The sequence below is a fragment of the Sulfitobacter litoralis genome, from assembly GCF_900103185.1.
In the GTDB taxonomy this organism is placed as follows: Bacteria; Pseudomonadota; Alphaproteobacteria; order Rhodobacterales; family Rhodobacteraceae; genus Sulfitobacter; species Sulfitobacter litoralis.
Genome location: NZ_FNJD01000002.1, coordinates 166,903 through 184,407, shown reverse-complemented (window position 1 = coordinate 184,407; position 17,505 = coordinate 166,903). Strand labels below are relative to the sequence as shown.

Sequence of the window (17,505 nt, the reverse complement as noted above, 5' to 3'; positions counted from 1 at the left end):
GACTGATTACGGCAGAGTGAACAGGCCCAACCCGTCAGCTTTTGCTGCGACCGAACCAGCCCTTTTTCTCTGCAGATGCCTCCGCCCCTTCAACGGCCTCGGCAGATACCGCCTCCGCGGGGCCTTCAAGTGTCTCTTGCAGGTTATTAAAAAACTGATCCGCCATTTTTTTGGCAAACCCGTCAATGATCCGGCTGCCAAGCTGCGCCAGTTTGCCACCCACCTTGGCTTCGACGTCATAGGTCAGCGCGGTGCCGCCATCGACAAGGGCAAGCGACACGTCCGCCGCGCCCTTGGCAAAGCCCGCGGCCCCGCCCTTACCTTCGCCGCTGATCTTGATCGACTGGTCGGGCACCATATCGGTCATGGTGACCTGCCCCTTGAACGTCGCTTTGACGGGGCCGACCTTTTGCACAACCGTCGCCTCGAACCCTTCCTCGGCGGAGCCCGTGACTTCGGTCGCCCCCGGCACGCATTTGATCAACATGTCAGGGTCCAGCAGCGCGGCGTATACGTCGGCCGGGCTGGCTGCGATCTGGCGGGTCTCTGACATTTTCATGGGGCGCTCTCCGTTGGGGGTTTTGCCACAGCCTAGCGCAGTTCAATTGACGACGCCAAGGCGAAACGCGCTGGACAGGATTTCGCGACATGGTAGAGCGGTGGAATGGAAGTACACGTACAAAACCGCGCTGGTGCCGCGATCGTTTTTGTCCTCGCGGGGATATTTGCGATTTCGATCAACGACATGCTGATCAAGCAACTGTCGGGGGGCTATCCCTTGCATGAAATCGTCTTTGCGCGGGCCCTGATCGGCATCATCGTTGGATTGGCTTTGGTGCAGATCGAGGGTGGCTGGCGCATCCTGAAAACCCGTCAGGCTCATTGGCACGTGCTGCGCGGATTGCTGGTGGTGATCGCCAATATGACCTTCTTTCTTGCCCTCGCCGCGATGCCGCTGGCAGATGCCACGGCGCTGTTCTTTGTTGCCCCGCTGTTCATCACGCTGTTGTCGATCCCGATCCTTGGCGAAAAGGTCAGCGTCATGCGGCTTAGCGCGGTGGCCGTCGGATTCGTCGGCGTGATCATCATGCAGCGCCCTTGGGCCGATGCGCAGGCGCTACAGGCCTCGCGGTTGGTGCTGTTGTTGCCTGTGGTCTCGGCGTTGACCTATGCGCTGAACCAATTGATGACGCGCAAGCTGGGGGTGCATAGCAAGGCCTCGGCCCTGTCGGTCTATATTCAAGGCGTGTTCCTGTGTGTGTCGCTCGGCTTTTTCTTGGTCGCGGGGGATGGCAGCTTTGTCGCGACCGACAGCACGCCGTCGATGGTGTTTTTGCTGCGCGCTTGGGTTTGGCCTGCCGCAGGTGACGCATGGATTTTCCTCGCCCTCGGGTGCAATGCGGCGGTCATCGGATACTGCCTCAGCCAAGCGTACCGCATCGCCGACGCCGCCACAGTCGCGCCGTTTGAATATATCGGTCTGCCACTGGCCGTGCTCTGGGGGCTGGTCATTTTCGGCGACTTGCCCGTGTGGGAGGTCTGGGTTGGCATCGGCCTGATCCTCGGATCTGGTCTGTTCGTGTTCCTGCGCGAACGGCAGAAAGCTAAGGTCGCGGTCAAGTCACCGACGGGGCGGCGCCACTAGCTGACCTGCACGATGACCTTGCCCGTCGCCTTGCGCGTGCGCAGCAAATCCAGCGCTTCGTTCGCCTGATCCAACGGCAATACATGGCTGACATGGGGCTTTATCTTGCTCGAGCTATACCAGTCGATCAGCACCTTGAAGCTGTCGGTCAGCACCTGCGGTTTAAAGTTCTTATACCCGCCCCAGAAAAACCCCAGCACATGGATGTTTTTGACCAACAAGATATTGGCAGGGATTTGCGGCACCTCGCCCGAGGCAAACCCAAGCGGCAGAATACGGGCTTCGGGGTTGCAGGCACGCAGGGCGGCTTTGAACTGGTCGCCCCCGATAGGATCATAGACCACATCCGCCCCGCCCAAGGATTTGACCACCTCGCGGATGTCATCCGTTTCTGAATCAATCAGATGATCCGCACCGGCGGCGCGGCAAATCTCTAGCTTGGCGGCCCCACGGGCGCAGGCGATGACCTCTGCCCCCATCAGCTTGCCCAGCTCAACCGCGGTCAGACCCACCCCGCCCGAGGCCCCCAGCACCAGCAGTCGTTCACCAGGTCTCAGCCGCGCCTTATAGTCCAGCGCCACATGGCTGGTGCCATAGGCCACAAGAAAGGCAGCGGCATCCTGTGCGGGCATGTCATCGGGAATCGGCACGCAAACATTGGCGGGAATGGCCGCATATTCCGCCAGCCCCAGCAGACCACTATACGCCGCGATACGCTGACCGACGGCAAGATCGGTAACCCCTTCGCCCACGGCGGCAACGCTGCCCGCCAGTTCCATCCCCAGTGTAAAGGGCAGATCGGGCTTTTGCTGGTATGTGCCTTTGATCATCAACAGATCGCCGAAGTTAAGGCCGCAGGTTTCGACCTTGATCAGCACCTCGCCAGCGGCGGGCACGGGCATTTCCAGCTCTTGCTCTGACAAAGGCTGATCATAAGCGGTGACTTGCATGGCACGCATGGGGGCTCCTTGGGTTATTCAACGCAAAAGGGCCAGAGCGTCGGCGGCTTTGCAACCCCCTGCTCCGGCCCTCGTGAAATTACCCAACGGCAAATGCGCCCCGTCTTGAGCCCCTCAGGGGATGACCATCAACCTGATACCGTAGGCCACAACCCCAAGCGCTGCGACGCTCAGCACCCAGATCAGTACAAACCAGCCTGTGCGTGCCATCCAGCTGCGTCGCATCAGTGGTATCCCTCTTCGGGGTCAATTTTCCCGCGAAAGACCCAGTAGGTATAGATCGTATAAGACAGGATCATCGGCAGCAGCACCAACGTGCCCACCAACGCGAATTTAAGGCTGCTGTCGGGGGCAGCGGCTTCGACGATGGTCAGCGAAGAGGGCACGATATAGGGGTAAAAGCTGATCCCGATCCCGATAAAGCCCAGCACGAACAGCGCTAGCGCACACAGAAACGGCGTCAGATCCCAATGGCGTTGCAACCCGTGAAACAGGCCATAGATCGCCGCGGCTACAAGACCGGGCACCAGAATGCTGAAGATCGCCGTCGGAAAGGCGAACCAGCGGCCAAAGAACGCGTCATTCAAGAAGGGCGTCCAAAGGCTGACCAGCCCCATGAACACCAGCGTTGCGATGGCAAACGGCCAGGCCAACCGCCGCATATGCGCCTGAATACGCCCTTCAAGCTTCATGTTCAGCCATGTGGCACCCAGCATCGCGTAGCCCACGGTCACGGCGAAACCGGTCAGCACGGAAAACGGCGTCAGCCAGTCCCACCAACCACCCGCATAGGCGCGGTTTTCGATCTCTATCCCCTGGACCAAAGCCCCAAGCGCGATCCCCTGACACATGGAGGCCACCAGCGATCCGCCGAAAAACGAGATATCCCACAACGGTTTACCCCGGATGGTGCGCCAGCGATATTCAAAGGCGACGCCGCGAAAGACCAGCCCCAATAGCATCAGGATGATCGGCATATAAAGCGCGGGCATAACGGTGGCATAGGCCAGCGGGAACACGGCAAACAAGCCGCCACCGCCCAGAACCAGCCACGTCTCGTTCCCGTCCCAGATCGGCGCGACAGAGTTCATCATCACATCACGCTCGCCCTCGTCCTTGGACAGCGGGAACAGCAGCCCGACCCCAAGGTCAAACCCGTCGAGAATGACATAAATCAGCACCGCAAGCGCGATGATGCCGGCCCAGATAAACGAAAGTTCTAATCCAAACATCTGCTGTTTCCTACTCTTGCTCTGCCATATCTTGGCTCTTGTCTTGCGCCACAGTGGTGGTACCGGCAGCCCGAACGGGGCCATCGGTGATCTCTCCCTTGGCACCCACATGAGGACGTTTGCGCATCAACCCGAGAATATAGAACACCCCCGCCCCGAAGACGAAGAAATAGACCACGATGAAAGCGATCAGCGACGCGCCAACCGCAGGTGCGCTGACGGGCGCAAGGCTGTCGGAGGTGCGCAGCAGACCATAGACGGTAAAGGGCTGGCGCCCGACTTCGGTTGTGATCCATCCGGCCAGCACTGCAACAAAGCCCATCGGCCCCATGACGATCGCCGCACGGTGTAACATCCGCGAACTATGCAGTTTGCCGCGCCAGCGCGCGAACCCGCCCCAAAGGCCCAACGCCAGCATGGCAAAGCCCAAGCCCACCATGACGCGAAACGAGAAGAAAACGATCGCAACGGGAGGTTCGTCCTCGTCGGGGATCGTGTCCAACCCGTCCAGCGGAGCGTTCAAGTCGTGTTTGAGGATTAGCGACGACAGTTTTGGCACTTCGATCGCATAATCGACCCGTTTTTCTGCCTGATTGGGAATGCCGAACAGGATCAGCGGCGCGCCCTCGGGGTGGCTGTCAAAGTGCCCCTCCATCGCCATCACCTTGGCGGGCTGATGCTCTAGCGTGTTGATGCCGTGAAAATCGCCCGCCACAATCTGCAAGGGCGTGACCAACAGCAGCATCCACATCGCCATAGAGAACATCCGCCGCGACGCCGGCCCCTGATTGTCTTTCAGCAAATGCCACGCGCCCACGGCCCCCACGACCAGCGCCGTGGTCAGATAGGCCGCCAGCACCATGTGCAGTAAACGGTAGGGGAAGGACGGGTTGAACACGATCTTCCACCAATCCAGCGGAATGAACTGCCCCACATCATTGATCCCATAGCCCGCGGGGGTCTGCATCCAGCTGTTCACCGACAGGATCCACGTGGCCGACAGCAAGGTGCCAAAGGCCACCATCGCTGTGGCAAACATATGCAACCCTGGTCCGACGCGTTTCAGGCCAAACAGCATAATTCCCAGAAAACCGGCCTCGAGGAAGAAGGCGGACAACACCTCATACGCCATCAACGGTCCGACCACCGGCCCCGCCTTATCCGAGAAGACCGACCAGTTGGTCCCGAACTGATACGACATGACAATGCCCGACACGACGCCCATCCCAAAGGCGACCGCAAAGATCTTTTTCCAATAGTCGAAAAGGACCCGATAGGTCTCGTCCTTGGTCCAAAGCCAAAGCGCGTTCACGACAGCCAGAAAGCTGGCCAACCCGATCGAGAATGCCGGAAAGATAATGTGAAACGAAACGGTAAAGGCGAATTGGACCCGTGCCAGAACCTCGGCGGAAAACCCATCAAGCATGTCGTACCTCGTAATGTATGGCCAAAAACAAGGGGTTTGGCCCTTACACCCTAGATAGCGCCGCACCGAGCATATGTCACATGCTCAAATCGCCGCACAAGGCCGAGGGGTTAAAGCGTGATGCGCACACGCAGCCCCGGCGCATTATCGAGCAGCGCAATCTGTCCACCGTGCAGCTTGACCACGCCTTCAACAAGGCTCAGCCCCAAGCCGTTGCCCGGCGTGTGGCGGCTGGCGTCCAGACGGTACAGCCGTTGCAACACCTTGGTGCGGGCGTGTTCGGGGATGCCGGGACCATTGTCAGCGACTTCGATCACCGGCCGGTCGTTGGCGCGGTAAAGCGTTAGGGTAATCTCGCTGCCCGCAGGGGTGTGGCGCATCGCATTTTCCAGCAAGTTCGACATCATCTGCCCCAGCAGGTTCTTGTCCCCCTCCACGGTCAGCTGCGCGTCGGGTACAACACTGTCTAATGTCTGGTCTTTTGCAGCGGCGGCAGGGTCATAAACCTCCGTCAGGGTTAGGCAGAGCCGGTTCAGATCAACGGGGGCAAAATGCGTCTTGGGCGACCCTGCCTCGACCGAGGCAATCTGAAGCAGCGACTGGAATACCGAAGCGATCCCCGCAACCTCGTCCTGCGCTTTGGCCAGCAAGGCCCCTTCGTCCGTGTCTTCGGGCAGGGTACGGGCCAGATCATCCAGATGCACGGCCACCCGCTGGATCGGGGTCTTTAGGTCGTGGGCAATGTCTGACGATACCTGCCGCAGCATCTGGGTCTGCGCCTCTTGCGCGCCCGCCATCTGGTTTACCTTGCTGCCGATGCGCTGCAAATCATCCGCCCACCCCGGCGACACGGCCACGCGTGCCGCAAGGTCGCCGGTCGTCAGATCATCCAGCGTACGCCCGATGACATCCACATGCCGCTTGCTGCGCCGCGCCAGATAGAGCCCCCCCGACAAGGCGACCAGCACCGTGGGCAGCAGGCTGATCAGCAGGATATTCAGGAACACCGTGCGCAGCCCTTCGATTTGGGCGCGGCTGCGCGCGACGGTCAGCTGCCCGCCATAAAGCCGCGTTGTCAGCGACAGATAAACCCCGTCATATTCCGCCCGCCCTTCGGCCAGCGACACGATGTGATAGCCTTCGTCATCACGGGCGATGGCCCCGTTGCCATAGATGCGACCGGAGGGGGTGATATAGCTCAGCACCACGCGGCTAGGATCGGCATCACGCGATTCAGCGTCGACCAGCAGGGCCACCGCGCGGGCATTGGGGGCGGCGCGAAACCCCGCGATATCCTGTTCAAGGTCCGCACGAATTGCGGCTTCAAATGAATTTTGCGTCACCGCATAGCTGGCCGCCAATCCCATCAGACTGACGGTCGAGAACAGCAGCACCAGCAGCAGCGCCAGCCGCACCGGCATAGACCGCCAGAGCTGCGCGAGACGCGACCTCATCCGTCAATCCGGTAGCCAGCACCGCGCACGGTCTGGATCAGCTCGCGGTCAAATGGTTTGTCGACCTTGGCACGCAGCCGGCTGATGTGGGTTTCGACCACGTTGGTCATCGGGTCAAAGCTGATGTCCCATACCGCTTCCAGCAGCATCGTGCGGGTCTGCACCCTGCCCTTGCGGCGCAGTAGATGTTCCAGCAAGGCGAATTCCCGCGGCAACAGGTCGATTTCCTGTCCGGCACGGGTCACCTTGCGGGTGATCAAATGCATTTCAAGGTCGCCTGCACGCAGCACGGTTTCCTGCTCCATCGCCTGCGGACGGCGCGCAAGAGCGGTGACACGGGCAGAAAGCTCGCCAAAGGCAAAGGGCTTGACCAGATAATCGTCGCCGCCTGCATTCAGCCCACTGATACGGTCATCAACGCTGCCCATGGCAGTCAGAAACAATACCGGTGTCAGGTTCCCCGCACCGCGCAAGGTCTTGACCAACGTCAGCCCGTCGATCTCCGGCAGCATCCGGTCAACAATCAGCACGTCATAGCTGCCGGAGGTCGCCTGTATCAGCCCTTCGCGCCCTTCGGCGACAAGATCGACGGTATGCCCCTCTTCGCGCAGACCCCGTGCGATATAGGATCCGGTGGTGGCATCATCTTCGACGACAAGCAGTTTCATAAGCAGGGGTCCATTGCAGCGTTGATCCTTGGATACCTGATATAGGGCGCGCTGCCACCCGCGAGAGGCAAGTTAACACATTTGTATAGCTGACGGAAACGCGCTGTTAGAATGGGCTGCCATTTAGGTGTCATCCCTGAAGACGAAGGAACCCCAAATGACATCTCTCTTTTCCTCCCCCCGCCGTGCCGCACCGTTTGTACTGGCGGCGGCCCTTGCCTCAACCTCGGCGGTGACGCTTGCACCCACAGCCGCGTTGGCCGTACCGGCTGGCGGCTATGCCGATCTGGTCGAAGAAATCTCGCCCGCCGTCGTATTTATCGAGGTGACCGGCACCGCGGAACAAGCCAACGCGCAAGTGCAACTACCCGAAGGCATGCCCGAAGAACTGCGCAAACGGTTTGAACAACTGATGCCACAGGGGCCGACCAGTGCGCAGCCGATGCACGGGCTTGGGTCAGGCTTTATCGTATCCAAGGACGGGGCCATCGTGACGAACAACCACGTTGTCGCAGGTGCCGATACCGTTAAGGTCAAACTCGCCGACGGGCGCAGCTTTGATGCCAAAGTTGTCGGCAGCGACGTCCTGACCGATATCGCCGTGCTCAAGGTCGAAGCGGACGTGGACCTGCCCGCTGTCAAATTCGGGTCGTCCGATGACATGCGCGTCGGCGACGAGGTCGTCGCTATGGGCAACCCCTTTGGTCTGGGCGGCACTGTCACCACTGGCATCATCTCGGCCAAATCGCGCAATATCAACGCGGGCCCCTATGACGACTTTATCCAGACGGATGCCGCCATCAACCGAGGCAACTCGGGTGGGCCCCTGTTCAACAACGCCGGCGAGGTGATTGGCGTGAACACGGCGATCCTGTCGCCTGATGGCGGCTCTGTCGGGATCGGCTTTTCCGTACCATCCGATCTGGTGCAGGACATCGTGGCCGACCTGTCCGACGACGGGGAAATCACCCGCGGCTGGCTTGGCGTTCAAATCCGCCCGATGACGGCCGAGGTCGCGCAGGTGCTGGGGCTGGACGCGCCGAAAGGGGCGGTGATCGAAGCCATCGGCGATGACAGCCCGGCCAAGAAAGCGGGTCTTGAGAAAGGCGATATCATCCTGTCGTTCAACGACACAGAGATCAAGGAACTGCGCGATCTGACCCGCGCTGTGGCCGAAACCGATCCGGAAGCCGAAGCCGAGGTCATGGTCCTGCACAAGGGCAAAGAGGTCACGCGGACGGTCACCATAGGCACATTGGCCGATCAAAAAGCGTAAGCGTCTTCCAGCGGGCTTACCTCGTTCCCTGCTGGATTTGCCCGACCGCGTTCCCCAACGCGGCGGGCCCCACCGCCCGTCCCCCCGGTGCGGCAGACCACCTCCGACGCAGAACGTCGGGGGTGGCTTTCTTTTGGGCCTTCTACGGAGGTTTAGATTGTCGCCTCGAACAGCTTGCGAAGGTTCTCCGTGGTCAATGTCACAGGGTTGCCACCGCACGACGGATCTTCAAGCGCCATCGCGACCAGATCGTCGATCCGGTCTGCGCTCACGCCCATATCCGACAGTTTGCGCGGGATACCGAAGCTGTCGTTGAACTTCTGCACGAAGGCGCGGAAGCCGTCATAGCCGCCGTCGATCCCCAGATACCCTGCCGCGCGGTCAAAGCGTTCGCGGATTTCAGGCTCGTTCAGGTCCAGTACAGCAGGCATGCAGACCGCATTGGTGGTACCGTGGTGCGTGTTGAACACCGCGCCGATCGGGTGGCTCATGGCGTGAATCGCGCCCAGACCCTTCTGGAACGCCGTCGCCCCCATCGCCGCCGCCGACATCAGCTGCGCGCGCGCTTCGATGTCTGTCCCATCCGCATAGGCACGCGGCAGATAGTCGATGACCAGCCGCATGCCCTCTAGCGCGATACCCTGCGACATGGGGTGGTAATGCGGGCTGCTGAACGCCTCGACGCAATGGGCAAAGGCATCAAGGCCGGTGCCTGCGGTGATATGTTTGGGCATGCCTACCGTCAGCTCAGGGTCGCAAATCACGACACTGGGCAGCACTTTGGGGTGGAAGATGATCTTTTTGACGTGGGTTTTCGAATTGGTCAGCACTGATGCGCGGCCGACTTCGGACCCTGTACCGGCGGTTGTGGGCACGGCGATGATCGGTGCGATGGCGTCGGCATCGGCGCGGGTCCACCAATCGCCCACATCTTCGTAATCCCACACAGGCCGCGACTGCCCCGCCATGAAGGCGACCATCTTGCCCAGATCAAGGCCAGAGCCACCGCCAAAGGCGATCACACCGTCGTGCCCGCCCTCGCGGTAGACCTTAAGCCCCGCCTCGAGGTTCAGTTCGGTCGGGTTCGCGTCCACTTCCGAGAACATCGCACGGCCAAAGCCTGCGCCGTCCAGCAGGTCCAGCGTGCGCGTCGTGATCTCCATCGAGGCAAGACCTTTGTCCGTCACCAGCAAGGGGTTTTTCATCCCCGTGGCCACGCAGGCCTCTCCGATTTCAGAAATACGGCCCGCGCCAAAGCGGATGGCGGTGGGGTAGGACCAGTTGTTTTGCAGTGCCATAAGGATCAAGCCTTTTTCAGGTGGTAAGATTTGGGGCGCGTGAGCGCCTGATAGCCAAGCTCGGACAGGCCCGCGCCCTGCCCTGTATCCTTGCAGCCGGTCCAGCACAGGGCCGGATCAAGGTAATCGCAGCGGTTCATGAACACAGTGCCGGTTTCCAGCTGCGCGCCGATGGCATCGGCAGCATCGGCATCCTTGGTAAAGATCGCGGCGGTCAGGCCGAACTGGCAGTCGTTCATCAGCGCAATCGCTTCGGCGTCGTCCTTGACGGGCATGATGCCAACGACAGGGCCAAAGCTTTCGTCGCGCATCACGCGCATGTCATGGGTGACGTTGGTCAGGATCTGCGGCGTAAGATACGCCCCGCCGTCATCCGCCTCAAAGGTCTCAATCAATGCGGTGGCACCGGCCCCGACAGCCTCGGAAATCTGGGCGCGGACTTCTTTGGCAAAACGGACGTTCGCCATGGGGCCGATATCGGTATCCGTCTCAAGCGGGTTGCCAAGCTTGAGCGCATTGACCCAAGCCACGGCCTTTTCGACAAAGGCATCATACAGGCTTTCGTGCACATAAATCCGTTCGATACCGCAGCAGCATTGCCCCGCGTTGAACATCGCCCCATCCATTAGCCCGTCAACGGCGGCGTCAACATCCGCGTCGGCGCGCACATAGCCGGGGTCTTTGCCCCCCAGTTCCGTCGCGACGGGGGTGAAGGTGCCTGCGGCGGCCACCTCCATCGCCTTGCCGCCCCCGACCGAGCCGGTGAAGTTCACGAAGCCGAACTGCCGTTCAGCGATCAGCGCCGAGGTGGTGTCGTGATCAAGAAAGACGTTCTGGAAGACATCGTCGGGGATACCTGCGGCGTGGAAAGCTTCGGCCAGACGTTCACCCACTTGCAGGGTTTGGGTGGCGTGTTTCAGCACCACGGTATTACCTGCGATCAGCGCTGGCGCGACCGTGTTGATCGCCGTCATATAAGGGTAGTTCCACGGGGCCACGACCAGCACTACGCCGCGCGCTTCGCGGGTGATCTTGCGGGTGGCCTTGTCGCTGTCTTCAACAATCGTCGGGGCCAGCGCCTTTTCGGCAATGTCGGCCATATAGTTGCCGCGCTCGGCAAAGCCGCCAAACTCGCCGCCATAGCGCACGGGTCGACCCATCTGATGCGCCAGTTCCTGCGCCATACGATCGGTGGTTTTGCCCACCTCGGCAATGGCGTCGCGCACCAGTTGGACACGTTCGGACAAGGGGCGCGCGGCCCATGCGCCTTGTGCTGCCTTGGCGCGGGCGCAGACATCGCGTGCCGCCTCCAGCGACAGGACAGGGCGTTCAAGGTAAACCGATCCGTCAATCGGTGAGATACATTTCAAAGTGTTTGTCATGGTTTATGCTCGCTCAAATCCGCGGTTGATTTCCCAGTCGGTCACGACCTTGTCGTATTCCTCCTGCTCCCATTCGGCTGCGCGGGTGTAGTGGTCGACCACGTCGTCGCCAAGGGCCTCGCGCAACATGGCAGAGTTGCGCAGCGTTTGGGTCGCGGCACGCAGGGTGCGGGGGATTTCGGTGACGTTGGCGTCTTCGTAGACATCGCCCAACGTCGGCTCTTGCAGGGGCAGCTTTTCCTCGATCCCCTTCAGCCCTGCCGCAAGCAGCACAGCCTGCGCCAGATAGGGGTTCAGGTCAGACCCGCCGATGCGACATTCAACACGAATCCCCTTGGTGCCATCGCCACACAGCCGGAAGCCCGCGGTGCGGTTATCGACAGACCAGACGGTTTTCGTGGGCGCAAAGGTGCCTTTGGCAAAGCGTTTGTAGCTGTTGATATAGGGCGCGAAGAAATAGGTGATATCAGGGGCATAGGCGATCAGACCCGCCATAAAATGCTGCATCATCTGCGACATGCCCAGCTTTGCATCCTTGTCATAGAACGCGGGCGTGCCGTCTTTCCACAGCGACATATGCACGTGGCTGGACGACCCCACCTTATCCGCCGACCACTTGGACAGGAAGGAGGCAGAGAACCCCTGCTGATAGGCGATCTCTTTCACCGCTTGTTTCGAAATTGTGTGGTGATCGGCACAAGCCAGCGCGTCGGCATAGCGGATGTTAAGCTCTTGCTGGCCGACTTCGGCCTCGCCCTTTGTGCATTCGACCGGAATCCCCGCCCCTACCAGATGGTTGCGCAGCGGCTGGAGGAAGCTTTCCTCCTTGGTGGTTTGGAACAGGCAGTAGTCCTCGTTGTGCCCGTTCAGCGGCACGAGGTTGGCGTATTTCTCTTTCTGCAAGGTGCGGTAGTCGCCCTCGAACAGAAAGAACTCAAGCTCGGTTGCCATCATCGCATCAAAGCCAAGCGCGTCCAGTCGGGCGATCTGCTTTTTCAGCATGGCGCGCGGCGAATGGGAGACAGGTTCGTGGGTGTGGTGATCCAGCACATCGCCAAGCACCAACACGGTTTTTTCCAGCCACGGCACATGGCGCATGGTAGACAGATCGGGCCGCAGCACATAGTCGCCATATCCGGTTTCCCAGCTGGTCGAGGCAAAGCCCTCGGGCGTGGACATCACCAGATCGGTTGCCAGCAGATAATTGCAGCAATGGGTTTCCGCGTGAGAATGATCGATGAAATTCGTAACGTGAAAACGCTTGCCCATCAGGCGGCCCTGCATGTCCACCAGTGCCACCAGCACCGTGTCCACCTCGCCTTTGGCGGCCAGGTCCTTGAGCGTGTCGAAAGTAAGGTTGCCCATCTGCAAACGTCCCTTTTGATGTGAGGGGGCGGCACAGATGCGCCGCCCCTATGGTCATGATGTCAAAGTCGGATCAGCCGAAAGTATAGGGCGGGCCCGCTTTCGAGATGACGTTGTTATAGTCGCGGAAAATCTGCACGATCTTGGCGGCGGTTTCGCCTTCTTCCGCCATCTCGTCCCAGAATTTCACGGCCGCTTCCTCGACCACTTTCCATTCGTCCTGCGGTACGGATGTCAGCTCCAGCTTCTCACCCGATGCACGCAGGCGCGCCTCGCCGCCCCAGTACCACTGGTTGCGGTAGGTGTGGCTTGCCTCGATCGCGGAGTTTACGATCTGCTTGAGGTGATCCGGCAGCTCTGCCCACTTCTCGGCGTTGACAAAGAACGACCCGATCCATGCGCCCGAGATGTTGTTGGTGCAGAAGTAGTTGGTCACATCGGCCCAGCCGACGGTGTAGTCTTCGGTGATGCCCGACCACGCCATACCGTCCAGCTCGCCCGTCTGCACCGCGACTTCGGCGTCCTCGTAGGGGATGTTGACCGGCACGACGCCGAATTGCGACAGGAAGCGGCCCGCCGTCGGGAAGGTATAAAGCTTGAGCCCGTCCATGTCGGCCAGCGATTTGATCGGCTTGACGGTGTTGAAGTTACACGGGTCTTGCCCCGCCGCAGACAGCCAATGCACGCCGACCTTGGCGTATTCCTCGCGCCAGATGTCTGCCAGACCGTATTGATTGAACAGCACCGGCACGTCGAGCGCGTGTTTCGTCGCCAGCGGGAAATACCCGCCGAAGGACCGTACAGGCGTGGGCGACGCCATGGAGTCATCATCCGAGTGCACGCCATCGATGGTGCCGCGCTGCAATGCTTGGAAAAGCTCGCCCGTGGGGACGATCTGGTCCGCATAAAACAATTCGATCTCAAGCTCGCCTTGTGCCGCCGCGTTGATCGCGTCGATGGCGGGTTTGGTCACCTCTTCCCCGAGCGCAGACCCCGCATAGGTCTGGAAACGCCAGCGTATCGGCTCTTGGGCGTGCAGGATTGACGGCGCGGCAAGGGTCGCGGGGCCGGCAATGGCGGCACCTTTCAGGAACTTACGTCTCGTTGTCATGTCTCATACTCCTTGTTGGGGTTGGGTTGAAACGGGCCAGCTTCTCTGACCACTTGGTTGGTAATGCTTATTTCGCGTAGACATAGTTCGGCAGCCAAAGCGCGATCTGCGGAAAGATCATGACGACCGCGAGCGCCAGTACCATCACGCCAACAAAGGGGATGATCGACCGGTAAATGTCGCGAATCGTGATCTCTGGCGGGGCCATGGCGCGCATCAAGAACAGGTTATAGCCGAAGGGCGGCGTCATATAGGCGATCTGGCAGGTGATCGTATAAAGCACACCATACCACACCAGATCGAACCCGAGCGCGCCCACCAGCGGTACATAGAGCGGGGCCACGATGACCAGCATCGCCGTGTCGTCCAGAAACGTCCCCATGATCAGAAACGACAGCTGCATCAGGATCAGGATCACCCAAGGGTTCAGGCCCCATTGTTCGGTAAACAGGTTTTCAATCGCCTTGACCGCCCCAAGCCCGTCGAACACCGCACCAAAGGCCAGCGCGGCGAGGATGATCCACATGAACATACAGGTGATCGCAAGGGTCTGGCGCACAGAGTTTTCAAAAACGGTGCGCGTCATCCGCCCTTTCAGCACAGCCGCTACAAATGCGGCGATTGCCCCAATGGCAGAGCTTTCGACAAGCGAGGTCCAGCCGTTCACAAACGGCACCATCATCACGGCAAAGATCACCACAGGCAGCAGGCCCGCACGTAACAGACGCAGCTTTTCAGGCCAGCCCACATCGCGCTCTTCGGCGGACAGGGTCGGGCCCAGATCGGGATTCATGCGACAGCGGATGGCGATATAGATGATGAACATCGTGGCCATCATCAGCCCCGGGATCGCGCCCGCCAGCCACAGCTGCCCCACAGGTTGCCGCGCGATCATCGCATAGAGCACCAGCACGACCGAAGGCGGCACGAGGATGCCAAGGCTCGATCCTGCTTGAATGACCCCGGTCACCATCAGTTTGTCATAGTTTCGCTTCAAAAGCTCGGGCAGCGCAATTGTTGCACCGATCGCCATGCCCGCCACCGACAGGCCGTTCATGGCGGAAATCAACACCATCAGCCCGATCGTCCCGATGGCCAGCCCGCCGCGCAAACCGCCCATCCACACGTGAAACATTTTATATAGATCGTCGGCAATTTTACTTTCCGACAGCACGTAACCCATGAAGATGAACATCGGCAGGGTCAGCAGCGGATACCAACGCATCAGCTTAATCGCGGCAGAGAAGCCGATGTCATAGCCGCCGCGATCCCCCCAAAGAAACAGCGCCGCAATCACCGCGACAAAGCCGATCGCCCCGAACACCCGCTGCCCAGTCAGCAGCATCAGCATCATGGTCGAAAACATCAGGATGGCGATCAACTCATAGGGCATCGCGCGTGTCCTCTGCGGATTTAAGGAAAAGGATGTCCTTGAACAGCTCAGAGACAGCTTGAAGCAGCATTAAGGTGATGCCGATGCACATGGTCACTTTGACCGGCCACATATAGGGGCGCCACGCGGTCGGGCTGCGCTCTCCGCCGTATTTGAAGGAATACATTGTGGATTCGATACCGCCCCACAGCAGGATCACCAGATAGACCAGCAGGAACAATACAGTGATGCAATCGGTCCACGCCTTTTTGCGCGGGGTCAGCTCGGCATAAAATAGATCCATCCGCACATTCGCGCCCATCTGCAGCGCATACGGCCCGCCCAGGATGTAATACCCCACCATCACAAACTGTGCCATTTCCAGCGTCCAAAGTTGTGGCGATGCAAAGGTTTTGTTATACGACGACCACAACAGGATCCCCATCAGGACGAAAATCCCGTACATCATGATCCGGCCTAGGCCATAGTTGAAGCCATCCACCACCCGAATGTATCTGCGCATCGCCTTCATCTGGCGGCCTCGCTGTTGGGGGCGGGAAAGGCTCGGGTCAGGCTCTCGGCCAGATGCCCTGCCATGGCCTGCGCTTTTTCGGGTGTGTCGATCAGATCATTGCGTATCTCGATCATCACGGCGGGCAGCGCCTGCGCCTCGCCATGTTTTTCAAGCGTATAGGTCACGCCGTCTGTCGCTGCATAGGGTTCGTTCAGCGCCGAGGCATAGCGCCCGCGTGCCTGTTCGACCGCCAGCAACGCCTGCGCCGCGGCGGGCTGAGCGTGGTAGAGAAAGCCCAGCTCGACCGCGCGGGTCGCCCCGTTATAGACAGGCGTAAAGCTGTGGATCGTGACCAACACCGGTGCTGCTTGGGTCGGTTTCCAGCTGGTGCGCACTTTGGTGACCGCATCATGGAACGGCGTATGTACTTGGTCATACCGCTGCTGCCGGCGGGCATCATCCAGCCCCGCATTGCCGGGAATATCATAGACTTCGCTGCGCGCCGGAACGCAGTCGGGGGCTGTTATCGGGCGGTTGCAATCATAGACCAGCCGCGAAATATCGCCCGCAACCAAAGGCGCGTCCAGCGCATCTGACAGCGCGTGCGCCACATCCAGCGCGCCGATGTCCCAAGCCGCATGCGACCCGCCCGCCGCAGATGACAGCCCCAACCCGCCTAGCGCATCAGGAATCCGGCGCGAGGCGTGTTCACACACCAGCAACCAGCCCCCCTGCCCCTGCGGGTTTATGATGTTTACGGCATTCCAATCGGTGTCAGTCACGGTGACCCTGTCAATTTGTTGCCTCACAATCACTACAGAATTTTCTAGCCTGTCAAGATTTTTTCTGTAATCTTTGCTTCACACCACCACGCGCTGTACCGAAAGGAACATGACTTGCATAAAAAAGTACTGGTCCGCGACCTGCTGAAAGAAAAGCAGGCCGAGCTGACGGCGGCAGAACGAAAACTGTCGGCTGTTTTGCTGGACGACCAGCTGCTTACGGGGCTGCAATCTATCAACCGTCTCGCTGAGTTGGCCGAGGTATCATCGCCCACAATCGTGAGGCTTGCACGCAAGCTTGGGTTCGACGGGTACTCTGATATGCAAGACGCCATCCGCGGTGAAATCGGCGCACGGATGAAAAAACCACTGGCCAAGCTCGAGACCCCCAGCGACAGCAGCGATCACATGGTGTCACGCTTTATTCAGGCTGTGTCGGGCAATGTGAACCGCACGCTGGAACGGCTCGATCTGGCCGAGTTTGACGATGTTGCGGCGCTGCTCTCTGATCCTTCGCACCGGCTTTTTCTGTTGGGTGGACGCATCACGCGGTCCAACGCGCATTATTTTTTCAATCACCTACAGATCATCCGACCGCAGGTTACGCTGCTTGATTCCTCCCCCAGTGCATGGCCGCAATCCTTGCTCGATATGGACGCAGGCGCGGTGTTGATCGTGTTCGACATCCGCCGCTACGAGAAAGAGCTCGAAAAGCTGGCGGATCTCGCGGTGAAGCAGGGGGCGACCATCGTGCTGTTCACCGACGCATGGGGATCGCCCATCGAAAAACACGCCCGCCACTGTTTCCGCGCCATGGTAGAGGTCCCGTCGAGCTGGGATTCAACGCTGGCGATCAACTTTCTGATCGAAGCGCTGGTCGCCGATGTGCAATCGCGCAGCTCTGACCAAAGCGCCGAGAGGATCGCAGCGCTTGAACAGATGATCGGCGAATCCCGTATCTTCCGCAGCAATTGATCTGGCGCTGAAGGAGGGCCGATCACGGTCCTTTCGTGATAGTCGC

General features: G+C 60.0%; 17 protein-coding genes. 3 read left to right on the top strand and 14 right to left on the bottom strand.

Features of this window, described 5'->3' with window-relative positions; translation table 11 throughout:
- Nucleotides 1–34 precede the first annotated feature (34 nt).
- Nucleotides 35–559 carry an SRPBCC family protein gene (locus BLQ98_RS02820; protein ID WP_093731828.1) on the bottom strand — a complete coding sequence of 175 codons (525 nt, stop codon included), beginning with the start codon at nucleotides 557–559 and terminating at the stop codon, nucleotides 35–37.
- Between the two features lie 105 nt (nucleotides 560–664).
- Here BLQ98_RS02820 and BLQ98_RS02815 point away from each other — a divergent pair, with 105 nt between their 5' ends.
- Nucleotides 665–1,645: a DMT family transporter gene (locus BLQ98_RS02815; protein ID WP_093731827.1), complete on the top strand. Its 981-nt coding sequence runs from the start codon at nucleotides 665–667 to the stop codon at nucleotides 1,643–1,645.
- Here the strand turns inward: BLQ98_RS02815 and BLQ98_RS02810 are convergent.
- From BLQ98_RS02810 to BLQ98_RS02785, 6 genes are all read right to left on the bottom strand, one after another.
- Entirely contained in the window at nucleotides 1,642–2,604 is a 963-nt protein-coding gene (locus BLQ98_RS02810; RefSeq protein ID WP_093731826.1) for an NADPH:quinone oxidoreductase family protein, read from the bottom strand. The two genes, BLQ98_RS02815 and BLQ98_RS02810, sit on opposite strands and share 4 nt — an antisense overlap.
- A gap of 114 nt (nucleotides 2,605–2,718) precedes the next feature.
- On the bottom strand, nucleotides 2,719–2,829 hold the full coding sequence (locus BLQ98_RS02805) for a DUF2474 family protein (RefSeq protein WP_093731825.1): 111 nt from the start codon (nucleotides 2,827–2,829) through the stop codon (nucleotides 2,719–2,721).
- On the bottom strand, nucleotides 2,829–3,836 hold the full coding sequence (gene cydB / locus BLQ98_RS02800) for a cytochrome d ubiquinol oxidase subunit II (protein WP_093731824.1): 1,008 nt from the start codon (nucleotides 3,834–3,836) through the stop codon (nucleotides 2,829–2,831). Before cydB ends, BLQ98_RS02805 begins: the two co-directional genes overlap by 1 nt.
- Before the next feature lie 10 nt (nucleotides 3,837–3,846).
- Nucleotides 3,847–5,262, bottom strand: coding sequence for a cytochrome ubiquinol oxidase subunit I (locus BLQ98_RS02795; RefSeq protein ID WP_093731823.1), 1,416 nt, complete (start codon nucleotides 5,260–5,262; stop codon nucleotides 3,847–3,849).
- A gap of 110 nt (nucleotides 5,263–5,372) precedes the next feature.
- A complete protein-coding gene (locus tag BLQ98_RS02790) occupies nucleotides 5,373–6,716 on the bottom strand; it encodes a sensor histidine kinase (protein ID WP_093731822.1) in 1,344 nt (447 codons plus the stop codon).
- Nucleotides 6,713–7,384, bottom strand: coding sequence for a winged helix-turn-helix domain-containing protein (locus BLQ98_RS02785; RefSeq protein ID WP_093731821.1), 672 nt, complete (start codon nucleotides 7,382–7,384; stop codon nucleotides 6,713–6,715). Before BLQ98_RS02785 ends, BLQ98_RS02790 begins: the two co-directional genes overlap by 4 nt.
- 157 nt (nucleotides 7,385–7,541) lie before the next feature.
- Here BLQ98_RS02785 and BLQ98_RS02780 point away from each other — a divergent pair, with 157 nt between their 5' ends.
- On the top strand, nucleotides 7,542–8,660 hold the full coding sequence (locus BLQ98_RS02780; protein ID WP_093731820.1) for a Do family serine endopeptidase: 1,119 nt from the start codon (nucleotides 7,542–7,544) through the stop codon (nucleotides 8,658–8,660).
- A 152-nt stretch (nucleotides 8,661–8,812) separates the two neighbouring features.
- On the opposite strand, the gene BLQ98_RS02775 is transcribed toward BLQ98_RS02780, so the two are convergent.
- The 7 genes from BLQ98_RS02775 to BLQ98_RS02745 all read right to left on the bottom strand — a co-directional run bounded on the left by BLQ98_RS02775 (nucleotide 8,813) and on the right by BLQ98_RS02745 (nucleotide 16,484).
- Nucleotides 8,813–9,958: an iron-containing alcohol dehydrogenase gene (locus tag BLQ98_RS02775; protein WP_093731819.1), complete on the bottom strand. Its 1,146-nt coding sequence runs from the start codon at nucleotides 9,956–9,958 to the stop codon at nucleotides 8,813–8,815.
- Between the two features lie 5 nt (nucleotides 9,959–9,963).
- Nucleotides 9,964–11,340, bottom strand: a complete 1,377-nt coding sequence (locus BLQ98_RS02770) for an aldehyde dehydrogenase family protein (RefSeq protein WP_093731818.1) — start codon at nucleotides 11,338–11,340, stop codon at nucleotides 9,964–9,966.
- 3 nt (nucleotides 11,341–11,343) lie between these two features.
- A complete protein-coding gene (locus tag BLQ98_RS02765; RefSeq protein WP_093731817.1) occupies nucleotides 11,344–12,705 on the bottom strand; it encodes a glutamine synthetase family protein in 1,362 nt (453 codons plus the stop codon).
- Nucleotides 12,706–12,778: 73 nt separating this feature from the next.
- Entirely contained in the window at nucleotides 12,779–13,816 is a 1,038-nt protein-coding gene (locus BLQ98_RS02760; RefSeq protein WP_093731816.1) for a TRAP transporter substrate-binding protein, read from the bottom strand.
- A gap of 67 nt (nucleotides 13,817–13,883) precedes the next feature.
- A complete protein-coding gene (locus BLQ98_RS02755; RefSeq protein ID WP_093731815.1) occupies nucleotides 13,884–15,209 on the bottom strand; it encodes a TRAP transporter large permease in 1,326 nt (441 codons plus the stop codon).
- Complete coding sequence (locus tag BLQ98_RS02750; RefSeq protein ID WP_093731814.1) at nucleotides 15,199–15,720, bottom strand: TRAP transporter small permease subunit; 522 nt, start codon at nucleotides 15,718–15,720, stop codon at nucleotides 15,199–15,201. Before BLQ98_RS02750 ends, BLQ98_RS02755 begins: the two co-directional genes overlap by 11 nt.
- On the bottom strand, nucleotides 15,717–16,484 hold the full coding sequence (locus tag BLQ98_RS02745; protein ID WP_093731813.1) for an N-formylglutamate amidohydrolase: 768 nt from the start codon (nucleotides 16,482–16,484) through the stop codon (nucleotides 15,717–15,719). Before BLQ98_RS02745 ends, BLQ98_RS02750 begins: the two co-directional genes overlap by 4 nt.
- A gap of 114 nt (nucleotides 16,485–16,598) precedes the next feature.
- On the opposite strand from BLQ98_RS02745, the gene BLQ98_RS02740 reads away from it, so the two are divergent.
- The gene (locus BLQ98_RS02740; RefSeq protein ID WP_093731812.1) at nucleotides 16,599–17,459 is read left to right on the top strand and encodes a MurR/RpiR family transcriptional regulator; all 861 of its coding nucleotides are present in this window, start codon (nucleotides 16,599–16,601) and stop codon (nucleotides 17,457–17,459) included.
- Nucleotides 17,460–17,505: the final 46 nt, after the last annotated feature.

Excerpts from the sequence above, each read along its gene's own strand:
- BLQ98_RS02820 (WP_093731828.1), bottom strand. The coding sequence starts at position 559 with ATGAAAATGTCAGAGACCCGCCAGATCGCAGCCAGCCCGGCCGACGTA.
- BLQ98_RS02815 (WP_093731827.1), top strand. The coding sequence starts at position 665 with ATGGAAGTACACGTACAAAACCGCGCTGGTGCCGCGATCGTTTTTGTC.
- BLQ98_RS02810 (WP_093731826.1), bottom strand. The coding sequence starts at position 2,604 with ATGCGTGCCATGCAAGTCACCGCTTATGATCAGCCTTTGTCAGAGCAA.
- BLQ98_RS02805 (WP_093731825.1), bottom strand. The coding sequence starts at position 2,829 with ATGCGACGCAGCTGGATGGCACGCACAGGCTGGTTTGTACTGATCTGG.
- cydB (WP_093731824.1), bottom strand. The coding sequence starts at position 3,836 with ATGTTTGGATTAGAACTTTCGTTTATCTGGGCCGGCATCATCGCGCTT.
- BLQ98_RS02795 (WP_093731823.1), bottom strand. The coding sequence starts at position 5,262 with ATGCTTGATGGGTTTTCCGCCGAGGTTCTGGCACGGGTCCAATTCGCC.
- BLQ98_RS02790 (WP_093731822.1), bottom strand. The coding sequence starts at position 6,716 with ATGAGGTCGCGTCTCGCGCAGCTCTGGCGGTCTATGCCGGTGCGGCTG.
- BLQ98_RS02785 (WP_093731821.1), bottom strand. The coding sequence starts at position 7,384 with ATGAAACTGCTTGTCGTCGAAGATGATGCCACCACCGGATCCTATATC.
- BLQ98_RS02780 (WP_093731820.1), top strand. The coding sequence starts at position 7,542 with ATGACATCTCTCTTTTCCTCCCCCCGCCGTGCCGCACCGTTTGTACTG.
- BLQ98_RS02775 (WP_093731819.1), bottom strand. The coding sequence starts at position 9,958 with ATGGCACTGCAAAACAACTGGTCCTACCCCACCGCCATCCGCTTTGGC.
- BLQ98_RS02770 (WP_093731818.1), bottom strand. The coding sequence starts at position 11,340 with ATGACAAACACTTTGAAATGTATCTCACCGATTGACGGATCGGTTTAC.
- BLQ98_RS02765 (WP_093731817.1), bottom strand. The coding sequence starts at position 12,705 with ATGGGCAACCTTACTTTCGACACGCTCAAGGACCTGGCCGCCAAAGGC.
- BLQ98_RS02760 (WP_093731816.1), bottom strand. The coding sequence starts at position 13,816 with ATGACAACGAGACGTAAGTTCCTGAAAGGTGCCGCCATTGCCGGCCCC.
- BLQ98_RS02755 (WP_093731815.1), bottom strand. The coding sequence starts at position 15,209 with ATGCCCTATGAGTTGATCGCCATCCTGATGTTTTCGACCATGATGCTG.
- BLQ98_RS02750 (WP_093731814.1), bottom strand. The coding sequence starts at position 15,720 with ATGAAGGCGATGCGCAGATACATTCGGGTGGTGGATGGCTTCAACTAT.